This is a genomic window from Citrobacter telavivensis, assembly GCF_041807075.1.
GTDB classification, from domain to species: Bacteria; Pseudomonadota; Gammaproteobacteria; order Enterobacterales; family Enterobacteriaceae; genus Citrobacter_A; species Citrobacter_A telavivensis.
The window spans coordinates 2,323,965-2,338,427 of the sequence record NZ_JBGUBF010000001.1; the positions used below are offsets into that span (position 1 = coordinate 2,323,965).

The 14,463-nt window shown below is 55.0% G+C and carries 14 protein-coding genes; 1 reads left to right on the top strand and 13 read right to left on the bottom strand.

From position 1 onward, the window contains the following. Positions 1-182: 182 nt before the first annotated feature. The 12 genes from hisJ to pdxB form a co-directional block, all read right to left on the bottom strand. On the bottom strand, positions 183-965 hold the full coding sequence (hisJ, locus tag ACERJC_RS11085; protein WP_152403329.1) for a histidine ABC transporter substrate-binding protein HisJ: 783 nt from the start codon (positions 963-965) through the stop codon (positions 183-185). Positions 966-1,212: 247 nt separating this feature from the next. Then, a complete protein-coding gene (gene argT, locus ACERJC_RS11090) occupies positions 1,213-1,995 on the bottom strand; it encodes a lysine/arginine/ornithine ABC transporter substrate-binding protein ArgT (protein ID WP_061074829.1) in 783 nt (260 codons plus the stop codon). A 288-nt stretch (positions 1,996-2,283) separates the two neighbouring features. Next, a complete protein-coding gene (locus tag ACERJC_RS11095) occupies positions 2,284-2,853 on the bottom strand; it encodes a UbiX family flavin prenyltransferase (protein ID WP_178828239.1) in 570 nt (189 codons plus the stop codon). A gap of 95 nt (positions 2,854-2,948) precedes the next feature. Next, positions 2,949-4,466, bottom strand: coding sequence for an amidophosphoribosyltransferase (purF, locus tag ACERJC_RS11100; protein ID WP_152403325.1), 1,518 nt, complete (start codon positions 4,464-4,466; stop codon positions 2,949-2,951). Positions 4,467-4,500: 34 nt separating this feature from the next. Then, a complete protein-coding gene (cvpA, locus tag ACERJC_RS11105; RefSeq protein ID WP_046483084.1) occupies positions 4,501-4,989 on the bottom strand; it encodes a colicin V production protein in 489 nt (162 codons plus the stop codon). 247 nt (positions 4,990-5,236) lie between these two features. Further along, entirely contained in the window at positions 5,237-5,926 is a 690-nt protein-coding gene (gene dedD, locus ACERJC_RS11110; RefSeq protein WP_152403322.1) for a cell division protein DedD, read from the bottom strand. After that, positions 5,916-7,184 carry a bifunctional tetrahydrofolate synthase/dihydrofolate synthase gene (folC, locus tag ACERJC_RS11115; RefSeq protein WP_373671660.1) on the bottom strand — a complete coding sequence of 423 codons (1,269 nt, stop codon included), beginning with the start codon at positions 7,182-7,184 and terminating at the stop codon, positions 5,916-5,918. Before folC ends, dedD begins: the two co-directional genes overlap by 11 nt. Before the next feature lie 69 nt (positions 7,185-7,253). Further along, positions 7,254-8,168 carry an acetyl-CoA carboxylase, carboxyltransferase subunit beta gene (accD, locus tag ACERJC_RS11120; protein WP_042317761.1) on the bottom strand — a complete coding sequence of 305 codons (915 nt, stop codon included), beginning with the start codon at positions 8,166-8,168 and terminating at the stop codon, positions 7,254-7,256. Positions 8,169-8,321: 153 nt separating this feature from the next. Beyond that, the gene (locus ACERJC_RS11125; RefSeq protein WP_046483093.1) at positions 8,322-8,981 is read right to left on the bottom strand and encodes a DedA family protein; all 660 of its coding nucleotides are present in this window, start codon (positions 8,979-8,981) and stop codon (positions 8,322-8,324) included. 24 nt (positions 8,982-9,005) lie between these two features. Further along, positions 9,006-9,818, bottom strand: a complete 813-nt coding sequence (truA, locus tag ACERJC_RS11130; protein ID WP_152403318.1) for a tRNA pseudouridine(38-40) synthase TruA — start codon at positions 9,816-9,818, stop codon at positions 9,006-9,008. Further along, a complete protein-coding gene (locus tag ACERJC_RS11135) occupies positions 9,818-10,831 on the bottom strand; it encodes an aspartate-semialdehyde dehydrogenase (RefSeq protein ID WP_152403316.1) in 1,014 nt (337 codons plus the stop codon). Before ACERJC_RS11135 ends, truA begins: the two co-directional genes overlap by 1 nt. 66 nt (positions 10,832-10,897) lie before the next feature. Next, positions 10,898-12,034 (bottom strand): 4-phosphoerythronate dehydrogenase PdxB, encoded by a 1,137-nt coding sequence (gene pdxB, locus ACERJC_RS11140; RefSeq protein ID WP_373671661.1) that lies wholly within the window; start codon positions 12,032-12,034, stop codon positions 10,898-10,900. 103 nt (positions 12,035-12,137) lie between these two features. Between pdxB and flk the strand changes: the two genes are divergently transcribed. Beyond that, positions 12,138-13,139, top strand: coding sequence for a flagella biosynthesis regulator Flk (flk, locus tag ACERJC_RS11145; protein ID WP_373671702.1), 1,002 nt, complete (start codon positions 12,138-12,140; stop codon positions 13,137-13,139). Here the strand turns inward: flk and ACERJC_RS11150 are convergent. Then, a complete protein-coding gene (locus tag ACERJC_RS11150) occupies positions 13,136-14,314 on the bottom strand; it encodes an MFS transporter (protein ID WP_373671662.1) in 1,179 nt (392 codons plus the stop codon). The genes flk and ACERJC_RS11150 overlap by 4 nt on opposite strands. Positions 14,315-14,463 lie beyond the last annotated feature (149 nt).

Here is a 14,463-nt window from a genome sequence, read left to right on the forward strand (position 1 = left end):
CCTGTCCTGTCGTGAGTGGCGAGTTAGAAGCCTCTTTTGACGTGATGACACACTTCATTGATGCCGGATGGCGCTACGCTTATCCGGTCTACAAGAACATCGTCGTAGGCCGGATAAGGCGAAGCCGTCATCTGGCATAAAGTCTGTCAAACATCTTCGGGCTTTATCTGCACCTGCGGTGATTAACCGCCGTAAACATCAAAATCAAAGTACTTCTTCGCCAGCTTCTCGTAAGTTCCGTCAGCGCGCATTTCTGCAAACGCTTTGTTCAGGGCTTCACGCAATTCGTTATCCTCTTTGCGCAGACCCATACCGGTCCCTACACCAAACAGTTTCTCGTCTTTCACAGACGGGCCGCCGAATTTGTAATCTTTGCCAACGGGTTGTTTCAGGAAGCCTTCGCTCGCAGCGACTTCGTCCTGGAATGCGGCATCAATACGTCCGGCAGTCAGGTCGGAGTAAATATTGTCCTGGCCCTGATAAGACACGATCTCAATGCCTTTTGGCGCCCAGTGTTCGTTACCAAACGTCTCCTGGGTAGTGCCCTGCAGCACACCGACACGCTTGCCTTTCAGCGACTCAACGGTCGGCTGAATGTCAGACGCATTGGCCACCACCAGACGCGAGTCGGCTGCATAAAGTTTGTCGGTGAAGGCGATTTCCTGCTGACGTTTTTCAGTAATCGAAAGCGAGGACATGATAGCGTCGATTTTCTTCGCTTTTAACGAAGGGATCAGCGCATCCAGCGGGTTCTCAACGAAGGTACATTGTGTATTAATACGTTTGCACAGCTCTTTCGCCAGATCGATATCAAAACCGACTAATTCACCCTTGGCATTCTTTGACTCAAACGGGGCATAGGTCGGATCGGTACCGATACGAACTTTTTGCGGAATAGCGGCAAATGCTGCGGTAGCACTGGAGAAAGCCAGGACCAGAGAAAGAGATAACACCAGTTTTTTCATAACTATCCTCAACAGACTGTCTTTTATAGGGGATGTTTACAGGACCAGGTGCAGTTATCGTGCCACTAATCGGGTCGACAAGGCAAAACATTCTACCCTGTCGCCCGGTTTATTTTGCATGAAAAGCGCTTAAATATGCACTTCCGCCCTGTTCACCCGCACTAATTGCACCATAACGGTGCAATTCACCTGTCACGCACCGTTATGGTTAACCCGACCGGTGCAATCCGTTCCCCATATTGAGGTTTCAGTCACCGTAGACGTTAAAGTCAAAGTACTTTTTCGCCATCTTGTCGTAAGTGCCATCCTGACGCAGATCGGCAAGTGCCTTATCGAAGGCGGCCTTCAGTTCAGCATCATCTTTACGTAAACCGACGCCCGTACCGTCGCCGAAGTACTTTTTATCCTTCACGGAAGGACCGGCAAAAGCATAGTCTTTGCCCGCAGGCTGTTTGAGGAAACCTTCGCTGGCGGCAACTTCGTCCTGCAGTGCCGCATCAAGACGGCCCGCTGTCAGGTCGGAATAAATCAGATCCTGGTTTGCATAGGCCACCACATCCACGCCCTTGCTGCGCCAGATATCATTGGCATACGCTTCCTGAGTTGAGCCTTGTAACACGCCAACGTGCTTACCTTTCAGCGCGTCAAGCGTCGGCTGAATCGGTGAGCCTTTCGCCGCAATCAACCGCGAGTCCGCCGCGTACAGCTTGTCAGAGAACGCGATTTCCTGCTGACGCTTATCGGTAATCGAGAGCGAAGAGATAATGGCATCAATTTTCTTCGCTTTGAGTGATGGGATCAGCGCATCAAAATCACTGGCGACCCAGGTACATTTGACCTGCATACGCTTACACATCTCATTGCCCAGATCGATATCAAAGCCGATGAAGTCGCCTTTGGCATCTTTCGAAGAGAACGGGGCGTAGGTTGTGTCTGTGCCAATGCGCACCGTTTGCGGCAGCGCCGCATAGCTGGATGCAGTAGCAGAAAGACCAATCAGCAATGACAGAGCGAGAATTGACTTCTTCATACATAACCCTCAAGTGGAATGACTTTATTATGTTTTACGTTGTGTTGTGTGTTTGCAGGCTTTTTCATGCAGGTCTTATGCCATTTTCGCGCCGCCTGGGATATTCGACGTTAAATATGTTAATAAAACGTTGCAATATTGTCCTGATGTTGAAGATAGCAGGTCTGACGGATGAACCGCAGCGTTTCGAATGGATTTAGCGAATTAAATGTTGAGGATATGATCGCGGTTACAAAATTGCCCTGAAACAGGGCAACTGATGCAAAAAGGCACGCTGACAGCGCAATGTTATGCCCCCTGCCAACGGGTAAAAAGGTCCTGCGGCAGGGCGATATCAAACTGATCGATAACGCGATTAACCGTTTGATTTATCACATCATCCAGCGTCACAGGACGATGATAAAACGCCGGAACCGGCGGCATAATCACCGCACCAATTTCCGCCGCCTGAGTCATTAAGCGCAGATGCCCAAGATGGAGCGGCGTTTCCCGAACGCATAGCACCAGCGGACGGCGCTCTTTCAACACCACGTCTGCCGCACGGGTCAACAGGCCGTCGGTATAGCTGTGCACAATACCGGAAAGGGTTTTGATGGAGCATGGCAGAATCACCATGCCGGCAGTCGAAAATGAGCCTGAGGAAATGCTGGCGGCAATGTCGCGCGCATCGTGCGTCACGTTGGCAAGCGCCTGGACATCGCGCAGCGATAAATCAGTCTCCAGCGACAGCGTCTGGCGGGCGGCCTGGCTCATGATGAGATGCGTTTCAACGTCCGGTACATCGCGTAAAACCTGCAACAGCCGCACGCCGTAAATGGCGCCGCTGGCACCGCTGATCCCTACTATGAGTCGTTTCATGATATATCGCCCTGTCTGACTTCTGGGCTGACTTTGCAGGATTTTATGGGGAGTTGCAAGTCAGGGGGCGGGATTCGCCCCCTGGCAGGTCAGGATTACCCTTCGTTGTGCATCTCGAGGTTTTCGACTTCGTTCTGCAACTGGACCGCTTTGGCATCGTCATTACGCAGGGAATCGAGGAAATCGAGATATTGCTGATCGACATCCTTCGTGACGTAGACGCCGTTAAACACGGAACATTCAAACTGCTGAATATCCGGGTTCTCGGCACGCACGGCGTCGATCAGATCGTCAAGATCCTGGAAGATAAGACCGTCTGCGCCAATTATCTGGCGAATCTCATCCACTTCACGACCATGCGCAATCAGTTCATTTGCGGTAGGCATGTCGATACCGTACACGTTCGGGAAGCGAATCTCCGGTGCGGCAGAGGCCAGATAGACCTTTTTCGCCCCGGCTTCACGCGCCATCTCAATAATCTGTTCTGAGGTGGTGCCGCGCACAATGGAGTCATCCACCAGCAGGACATTTTTATCACGGAACTCAGCGCGGTTAGCGTTCAGTTTGCGACGTACGGACTTACGACGCAGCTGTTGTCCCGGCATGATAAAGGTACGGCCGACATAGCGGTTTTTCACAAACCCCTGGCGGTACGGCTTACCGAGAATACGCGCAATTTCCAGCGCGATGTCGCAGGAGGTTTCCGGAATCGGAATGACCACGTCGATATCCAGATCTTCCCATTCGCGGGCAATTTTTTCGCCAAGTTTGGTCCCCATATTCACACGGGCACTGTAGACGGAAATCTTGTCGATGAAGGAATCCGGACGCGCGAAGTAAACATACTCAAACAGGCACGGGTTGCTGACCGGGTTTTCAGCACACTGACGGGTGAACAATTGCCCTTTCTCAGTGATATAGACCGCTTCGCCCGACGCAACGTCACGCAGAAACTCAAAGCCCAGCGTATCCAGCGCAACGCTCTCAGACGCCACCATATACTCAGTGCGGCCGTCACCGATATCACGTTTACCCAACACCAGCGGACGAATACCGTTCGGGTCGCGGAAGGCGACCATACCGTGACCAATAATCATCGCCACGCAGGCATACGCGCCGCGGATCTGGCGGTTGGTCGCGGCAATTGCCGCAAAAATGTTGTCTGCTTCCAGCGGATAGTGGCGGAACTTATCCAGTTCGCTGGCGAAGATATTGAGCAGGATCTCAGAATCTGAGGTGGTATTGATATGGCGGCGCTTCTCTTCAAACAGCTTTTTACGCAGTTCGTGGGCATTAGTCAGGTTGCCATTGTGGGCAAGCGTGATGCCATACGGGGAGTTGACGTAGAAAGGTTGAGCTTCAGAGGCGCTGGAGCTACCAGCCGTTGGGTAACGCACATGACCGATGCCCATATTGCCCTGCATACGCTGCATGTGACGCGCTTCGAATACATCGCTCACCAGGCCGTTTGCCTTACGCAAACGGAAGCAGTTATTTGCATCGATGGTGATAATGCCAGCGGCATCCTGACCACGATGCTGGAGCACTGTTAAGGCGTCATAAATCGACTGGTTAACCGGCATAACACCGGCGATACCGACAATACCGCACATACGTCTTTTTCCTCGTTAAGCTACAACCCAACGCTTATGCTCTGGGCAAGAAACTTGACGAGCTTTGCAGATAGTCAAAGAACCATCTGATGATGAAACTGAACTCCGGGATCAGCTGTGACTTACTCCAGTCTTCACCTTTCGACAGGCCCGTAAAGGTGTCGAGAAAGAACAGAATGGCAGCAACAATCAACACACCACGCAGCGCGCCGAAACAGACCCCCAGAACCCGGTCGGTACCTGACAGACCGGTTTTCTCAACCAGTTGCCCTACCACGTAGTTCACAATGGCGCCGACGATAAGCGTCGCGATAAACAACACCGCGATGGCAATCCCGTTTCGAACCAGTTCGTCTTCAAAGCCCGAAAACCAGACAGACAGGTAAGTGTAGTAATGGCTGGCGACAAAGAAAGCACAACCCCATGTCACCAACGATAACGCTTCACGAACAAAGCCACGGATCAGGCTAACCAGACAGGAAAAACCAATCACCGCAATAATGGCGTAATCAATCCAGACCATATGTGTCCCACGATTTTACGCCCTGTCGTCCTGTTCGGGGCGCATTCTAACAGAAAAAGAAAACGTTTGCGTAGGGATTTCCTTCCCGCGCGTAAATAAAAATGGCGCTGAAAAAATATTCAACGCCATACCGTTTTATGCCTCTTCGGGCACTGCCGGATGGCGATGTAAACACCTCATCCGGCCAACAAACCACACGGTGGTAAGCCTGATAAGACGCCGAGCGCCGCCATCAGGCAACCCTAACTTAGTTCGGGCTGTACCCCATCACCACTCCGCTTAATCCGGAGATTTGCTGTAACTCGCCGAGCGAACCTTTCAGCTTGTCGCGTGATGCATCCGGCCCCACGAGAATACGGGTTATTTTACCCTGTACTGGCGTTGACGGAGAAGTATATACCCGGAAACCTGCGCCACGAAGTTTACCCACGATCTCATTGACCTTATCGGCATTTTTCAGCGCACCCAACTGCACAACATAGGCTTTACCCGTCGGTGCCGGTTTCTCTTCCACCGCCGGTTTTGGCGCAGGAGTGGGAACCGGAGCGGGCGTTGCGTCCACAGTCGGCTGCGGCTTCGGTTGCGGCTTCGGTTTTTCAACCGGTTTTGGTTTGGGTTGTTCTACGGGCGCTGGCGTCGTATCAAGCTCAGGACTGTTCGCTGACGCATAGCGTGACGGATCCAGCGACGGAGCCGCCGCATCGCCTGCCCGCACCTCTTCTGCCGCCCCTTCCGGCGGTTGAGTCGGTAATGCCTGCGTTGCCGCGGGCATCATATCCGGCTCGTCGCGATCGCCGGGTTTCGGCACCAGCGGGATCGCCGCGAATTCATCCTGATAATGTTTTTTCTGCCCGTCGAGCAGCCCGGGCAGCACAATCACGCCCAGCGCGACCAGCACAATCGTGCCGACTAAACGATTCTGAAACTTACTCGCCACCGATTCTCCCCGCGTCCATCACTTCCATGACATGTGCAACCGTGTGGAATGAACCACACACCAGTACGGTATCTTCTGGTCTCGCGTCTGCCAGAGCGGCGTGCCATGCCAGCGCGACACTGTCATAGACACTGCCTTTACCGAGATGTTCCAGCAGTTGCTCTGCCGTCGTCCCCCGGGGGCCCTCCAGCGGAGCACAATACCAGTCGTCGACCACGCTTTTCAACCAGGCCAACGTTCCCGCAATATCCTTATCATGTAGCATACCGATAACGGCAAGAACGCGCCCCTTTTTCGGCAACATTTTCAGCCGTCCGGTCAGATATTCCGCCGCATGGGGATTATGCGCGACATCGAGGATGACGCGCGGCGACTCGCTCACAATCTGGAAACGTCCCGGTAGAATCGCCTGAGCAATCCCGTCGCGGATCGCCTGTTCACTGACGTTCAGGCCACTGGCGCGCAGTGCCGCCAGTGCGGTCGCCGCATTGGGTTGCGGTACCTGTGGCAGCGGTAAATCGGTCAATGTACCGTGGCAGTCGCTGAAGGACCACCCCGTCTCCGTTACCGTAAACTGCCAGTCTTCGCCACGGCGCTGTAGGCGTGCGCCTTTCTCCAGCGCCACATCAGCGATGGTATAGGGCATTTCGGGTTCGCCGACAATCGCTGGTTTATCCGCACGGAAAATGCCGGCCTTTTCGCGGCCAATACTTTCACGATCAGGCCCCAGCCAGTCGGTATGATCCAGCGCAATGCTGGTCACCACGGCGACATCGGCATCAACGATGTTTGTCGCGTCCAGTCGTCCGCCCAACCCGACCTCCAGAATCACCACATCCAGTCGCGCCTGCTTAAACAGCCACAACGCAGACAGCGTGCCGTATTCAAAATAGGTCAGCGAGATATCCCCACGCGCCGCTTCAATCTCCGCAAAGGATTCCGTGTGGGCCGATTCTGGCAGTTCATTGCCCTGCACACGCACACGTTCGGTGTAGCGCACCAGATGCGGCGAACTGTATACCCCGACTTTGTATCCCGCTGTCGTCAATATGGACTCCAGCGTCCGGCAGGTAGTGCCCTTGCCATTGGTGCCCGCCACGGTGAAGACAAACGGCGCAGGCTTCAGCACGCCCAGCCGCGCAGCCACCTGGCTTACGCGTTCAAGGCCCAGATCGATAGTCTTCGCGTGGAGGTTTTCCAGATAAGAAAGCCACGAGGCCAGGGGCGACGCGGCTTTAGGAATATGTTTGTTATTCATGATGCCCGTAAATTCGTTACGTTGAGAAAAGCAAAAGGGCAGCGCCTGTGGCCCTGCCCTTTTCAGTTATCAGGCCTCTGGTTCCTGATCCGGCACCGGTGGCACCACCACGCCTTCACGCGGGGTATCCGGATTTGGCGCCGGCAGATTCATCAGCTTCGCCAGAATGCTTGCCAGTTTCAGGCGCATCTCCGGACGGCGGACGATCATATCGATAGCGCCTTTTTCGATCAGAAACTCACTGCGCTGGAATCCCGGCGGCAGTTTCTCACGTACGGTTTGTTCGATAACGCGCGGACCCGCGAAGCCGATCAGCGCTTTCGGTTCAGCAATGTTGAGATCGCCCAGCATCGCGAAGCTTGCAGAGACACCGCCCATCGTTGGGTCGGTCAGCACGGAGATGTACGGCAGACCGCGTTCCTGCATTTTTGCCAGCGCCGCAGAGGTTTTCGCCATCTGCATCAGCGACATCAGCGCTTCCTGCATACGCGCGCCGCCGGAGGCGGAGAAGCACACCAGCGGACAGTTATCTTCCAGCGCCTGTTCAACAGCACGCACAAAACGTGCGCCGACCACAGAACCCATCGAGCCGCCCATGAAAGCGAACTCAAATGCCGCCGCGACGACCGGCATGCCGTGAAGCGTGCCTTTCATCACCACCAGCGCATCTTTCTCGCCGGTTTCCTTTTGCGCGGAAGCCAGACGGTCTTTGTATTTCTTGGAGTCACGGAACTTCAGTACGTCTTTCGGCTCAAGTTCGCTACCCAGCTCCACCAGCGTTCCTTCATCTAACAGGCTATGCAGGCGGTTACGCGCCGACATACGCATGTGATGGTCACACTTCGGACAGACCTCGAGATTACGTTCCAGCTCAGCACGGTATAAAACCTGACCGCAGCTATCACACTTAGTCCACACCCCTTCAGGAATACTTGCCTTGCGGGTGGGCGTAATGTTGCTTTTAATTCGTTCAATCCAGCTCATTTATGACCTTTCTGCCTGAACCTGGTGTGTTCCAGTTTTGCCGTGGGGGCGCATAATGCCATTTTTGCCCCCAACAGACCATGAATGTTGCACATTAAAACATAACAGCCCGAAACTTTGGACAAAAAAGTGGTCGAACCGCCGAGTTAGTTTCTATTTTGTTACACGTGACGCCGCGCGTTTATGGCGAATAATTTCCACCACGCCCGGCAGGATAGACACCACAATAATCCCGACAATCAGCAACTTAAGGTTGTTCTGAATCATCGGAATGGTACCAAAGAAGTAACCTGCGTAGGTGAAGAGCAGAACCCACAGCAGCGCGCCTATCACGTTATAAGCCGCAAAATGACGATACGACATATGTCCCATTCCCGCCACAAACGGCGCAAATGTTCTGACGATCGGTACAAAACGGGCGAGAATGATGGTTTTTCCGCCATGTTTTTCGTAAAACTGATGCGTCTTGTCCAGATAGCTGCGGCGGAAAATCTTCGAGTTCGGGTTACTGAATAACTTCTCACCGAACAATCGACCAATAGTGTAATTCACCGCATCGCCAACAATCGCGGCAATCAGCATCAACACCACCATCAGGTGCACGTTGAGATCGTTAGTGCCCAGCGACGCCAGCGCCCCCGCCACAAACAGCAGGGAATCGCCTGGCAGGAACGGCGTCACCACCAGTCCGGTTTCACAAAACAGGATCAGGAACAAAATCGCGTAAACCCAGACGCCGTACTGTGCGACCAGTTCCGCCAGGTGCACATCAATATGCAGGATAAAATCGATAAGGAAGTAAATCAGGTCCATAGTTGTGCCTTTATACGACTCGAATTAGTCCGCCAGAAAGAGCGGGCCCATGGGCGGTTTAGGAAGGTCAAACCGGTCAGGGTAGTCCACCGCAACCAGATACAGTCCTTCGGCCTTCGCCGTTGCCGCTGCGAGCGTTCTGTCCTTTGCCGCTAACAACTCTGCTATCCAGCTCTCCGGCTGGTTGTGGGCACCTACTTCCATCAGGCTGCCAACAATGTTCCTGACCATATGATGTACAAAGGCATTCGCTTTGATATCGACCACCACATACGCGCCATGGCGCGAGACCGTAATGTGCATCACGTTGCGCCACGGCGTGCGCGACTGGCACTGGACGGCGCGAAACGACGTAAAGTCATTCTCGCCAATCAGACACTGCGCCGCACGATGCATGCGCTCAGCGTCCAGCGGTTCATAATAATGCGTTACACCTTTACCTAACACCGCCGGACGTAACCGATGATTGTAGATGATGTAACGATATCGGCGAGCCGTGGCGCTGAAACGCGCGTGAAAATCTTCCGGTACAGCTTTTACCCATCGCACCGCGATGTCACCAGGTAAATTCGCATTTACACCCAATGTCCATGCCGCATCTTTGCGCAAAGCGGTGGTTTCAAAATGCACAACCTGACCGGTGCCGTGCACACCGGCATCGGTGCGTCCGGCGCAAAAAACGTTAATCGGCTCATTAGCAACCTGTGAGAGCGCCTTTTCCAGCTTTTCCTGCACACTGCGGACTTCATTCTGACGCTGCCAGCCATAATATTTGCTGCCGTCATATTCGATGCCCAGCGCAATTTTATACACCGGCGAGCGTTGCTGGTCAGACATCAGTACAGGTACTCCTGCACCAGTTTTTCCGCAATTTTCACCGCCATCAGCGCGCCGCCAAAGCGAACGTTATCCGCCACGGACCAGAACTGAACCTGCTCCGGCATGCCGTAATCGTTACGCACGCAGCCCACGGACAGGTGCGCGCTGCCGGTGGCATCGCCAACCTGAGTCGGGAAATCACTCTCTTGCGACAGCACAATGTCTTCGCCACGGGCAAAAGCATCGCGAGCCTCTTCGGCAGCCAGTGGACGCAGCGCTTCAAATGCCACCATCTGCGCGTGACCATAAAACACCGGTGACTGTACGCAGCTTGCCGAAATCATCAACCCGTCATCCTGCATGATTTTGCGCACTTCATCGACGATCCGCCGCTCTTCACGCACGCTGCCTTCGCGATCCGGCAACAGCGGCAACATATTGAACGCCAGCTGGCGGCCAAAGAAATCATCGTCATCAATGGGGATCCCGTTCAGCAGTTTCGCACTCTGTCCGGCGAGGGCATCGACGGCTTTCTTACCGTGCGCAGATGCAGAAAGCAGACTGGTTACGGTGATGCGAGAGAGTCCCCCCTCATCGATAAGCGGCTTCAGCGCGGCCAGCAACTGGCTGGTCAGGCTGTTCGGCACAGCGATCACGTTACGATTGCGGTAGTCTGCCAGCACGAACGGGTTCACGTCTGGCACCACCAGCGGGACGTCCGGCTCAAGCGCGAACAGACCGCTGGTATCAATGACCAGACAGCCCGCATTTGTCGCCTCGTCCACCCAGGCTGCCGTGGCGTCGACACCGGCAACGAAAAAGGCCAGCTGTGCCTGCGTCCAGTCGAATTCAGCCGCATCCTGCACCATCACTGACTTACCACCAAAGCGCAGATGTTCGCCTGCACTTTCATTACGTGCCAGCGCAAAAATTTCCCCAACCGGGAACTGACGTTCAGCCAGGGTTTCAAGCAACGCTTCGCCGACGGCGCCCGTCGCGCCGAGGACGGCAATATTCCAGCCTTCAGACATGGTGGTTTACTCCAGAAAAGCATAAGCCTCCCTGTCGATTATTCGTCAGGGAGCATTAAGAAGACATTAACGTGTCGGGTGATGAACCGCGTTAAAACCCAGTTTACACAGTAACGCCGCCGCATTCGCGTCGTCGCACATCACGTACAGTGAGGACCATTCACGGCGCTCGAGATAATTTTTGCGCAGTTTATCAAATTCACCCGGTATTCCGGCAACGTTGCGCAGTGGCGCATCGTCGCGGCGCACATCATACACCAAATGCACCAGTCTTTTCAGCGTCGGCTGATCCAACGGGCCATGCAGCGTAATGCGGCCAAATTCCGGCGCTGGCAGCAGGGTATCCAGCGCGACATGCTGCTCGCGACCAATAAATTTGCTCCAGGCTTCAAAAACCTGCGTGGTGCCGCGCGCTTTGCCTTCCAGCGTGTAGCCCGCAATGTGCGCCGTGCCAATATCTATCTTACGCAACAGGTCGACATTCAGATCCGGTTCACCTTCCCAGACATCCAGGACCACGCTCAGCGCCTGCCCGGCGTTAAGGCGCGCCAGCAGCGCGGCGTTATCAACCACCGCGCCGCGACAGGCATTAATCAGAATGCTGCCCGGTTTCAGGCGACCAATCAGCGCCTCATCGACCAGATGGTGCGTTTTGTATGGCCCTTCTTTAAACAGCGGCGTATGGAAGGTCAGGACATCGGCTTCCTGTACCAGCTCATCAAGCGAGCGAAAATCGCCTTCGTCTCCACGATCCGCGCGCGGTGGATCGCATAACAGCGTACGGATCCCCAGCGCTTCCAGCCGAGCCTGCAGGCGCCCCCCGACGTTACCCACGCCAACAATCCCGACGGTACGATCGCGCAATGCGAATCCGTCACGCTCCGCCAGCATCAGCAGCGAAGAGAACACATACTCCACCACCGCAATGGCGTTACAGCCAGGCGCTGCTGAAAATCCGATTCCCGCCTGCTTAAGCCAGTCCTCATCCACATGATCGGTGCCGGCAGTTGCGGTACCAACGAACTTGATGGCCTTTCCCTCCAGCAATGACGCGTTCACTTTGGTGACAGAACGCACCATTAACGCGTCGGCATCATCCAGTTCAGCGACAGGGATGGGGCGCCCAGAAACCGCTTTGACCTCGCCCAGACGGCTAAACAATTCGCGGGCATAAGGCATATTTTCATCAACGAGAATTTTCACGTCTGTCGTACCTGTTTGAGAACGAGAGTTAACCGGGCAAGTGTGCCATAATCTGGCCGCCAGGCATACTTTGCTAAGATTGATGGTTTAAGGATAAGTGATGATGCAACCTATTTCCGGTACTCCCGCGCCCCCTCCCGGTGAAGGGCAACCTGCGGTTTCCACGGCGGGCGAACAACCGCTCTCCACGCAACAGCGGACCGTACTGGAACGACTGATAACCCGCCTGATTTCACTGACGCAACAGCAAAGTGCGGAAGTGTGGGCTGGCATGAAGCACGATCTAGGAGTGAAAAGCGACACTCCGCTACTGTCACGTCATTTCCCTGCGGCGGAGCAAAATCTCAGCCAGCGTCTTGGCGTAGCCCAACAGAATCATGCCAACCGTCAGGTACTTTCACAGTTGACGGAATTGCTGAGTCAGGGGAATAACCGCCAGGCAGTGAGCGATTTTATTCGCCAGCAGTACGGACAAACGGCGCTCAGTCAACTCAAACCGGAACAGCTTAAGAACGTACTGACGCTTTTACAGCAGGGGCAGCTGTCGATCCCGCAGCCGCAACAGCGTCCGGCAACCGATCGCCCGCTGATGCCAGCCGAACACAATACGTTAAATCAGTTGGTGACTAAACTGGCCGCCGCCACGGGGGAATCCGGCAAGCTTATCTGGCAATCGATGCTGGAACTCTCTGGCGTGAAAAGCGGTGAGCTGATCCCGGCAAAACATTTCACCCATCTGGCGACCTGGCTACAGGCGCGTCAGACCCTGAGTCTGCAACATGCCCCCACTCTGCAATCGCTACAGGCGGCGCTTAAGCAACCGCTGGAAGCCGACGAGCTGGCCAGTTTGAAAGATTACGCCCAGCAGAACGGGCAGATCCAACCGCAAACCGTGCTCACCACCGCCCAGGTACAGGATCTCCTGAATCAGATCTTCCTCAAGCGCGTTGAGCGCGATCGGGAATTCACCGATCCACGCCACATTCAGCCGATTTACAGTCCGTTTGCACCGTTTATTGAGACGCTGCGATCGTTCACCGCGCGTCCCGGACTGCTGTTTATCGCCCTGCTGATCGCGTTACTGGTGTTCTGGCTGGTCATCTAGCCCCGGCGAAACGACAACAGCGTCACCACAATCCCCAGCACTGCCGAAATCGCACCGGCAAGAAACACGGATTGATAGCCACAGGACGTGGCAAGCAGTCCCGCCAGCGGGCCGGTGACCGCGTAAGAGATATCCTGAAATGCGGCGTATCCCCCCAGTGCGGTTCCGCGAACCTGCGACGGTACGCGTTTCACCACTTCAACGCCGAGCGCCGGGAAGATTAGCGAACACCCGGCCCCGGTTAATGCCGCCCCGAGCAGCGCAAACCACGCCGTCGGTGCCAGCCAGAGCAGTATCAGTCCAACGGTCTCTATCAGCAGGGAAGCGATAGCCACCTTGACCCCACCAAAGCGGTCCGGCATCCAGCCAAACAGCACGCGCATAATGACAAAGGCCCCGCCAAACGCGGTCAGCGTAAAGCCGGCCATCGCCCAACCGTGACTGGCAAAATAGAGAGAGATAAAAGTGCCGATAACGGCAAATCCGACACCTTGCAACGCGAGGCCCAGACCCGGTTTCCAGATAAGCCCCACCACGCTCCACAGCGAGGGGCGCTCGCCCGCATGAGCAGGTACTTTACGCACCGTTCCGTTAAACGCCCATGCCAGCAGCGGTAACGCCATTGTCGTGCCCGCAAGACCCGCAAAACCAAAATGGCTGTGGATGAGTAGCCCCAGCGGCGCGCCTGCCGCCAGCGCACCGTAAATCGCCATCCCGTTCCACGACATCACCTTGCCGGAACGTGCAGGCCCCACCAGCCCAAGTCCCCAAGTCAGCGTTCCGGTCAATAACTGGCTTTCACCAAAGCCGAGGATCAGACGTCCGACTATCAATAATGCGAATTTGATCGGTTCAGAAACGGGTAACAGCGCCGCCAGTAGCCACGCGCCGCCCGCCAGCGCGCAGGCGAACATCCCCTGAAGCGCGGAACGCTTAGCGCCGTACTGATCGGCAAGTCGCCCGGCATAGCCGCGTGTTAAGACGGTGGCCAAAAACTGAATCCCCACGGCGATACCGACCATCGTATTGCCATAGCCCAGCTCATGGTGGACAAAAAGTGGAATAACGGGTAGCGGCAAGCCGACCGTCATGTAGGTCAAAAAGACCGCAAAAGCGATGCGAAAAAGCGATGTGTTCGCTGCAGATGTTTTTTCTTTATGGATTACTGCTGTCATGCGTTACTCCAGAATGCAGAGTAAGGCGAGGAATTGCCACGCCCCCTCCACCTGACCGTCAGGATTAAGGTGCGTTGGATAACGTCAAACGCTTACGCATTATCCAGAAGATAATGATGGGCCTGAAGTCTGCCTGCTACGCATGCATT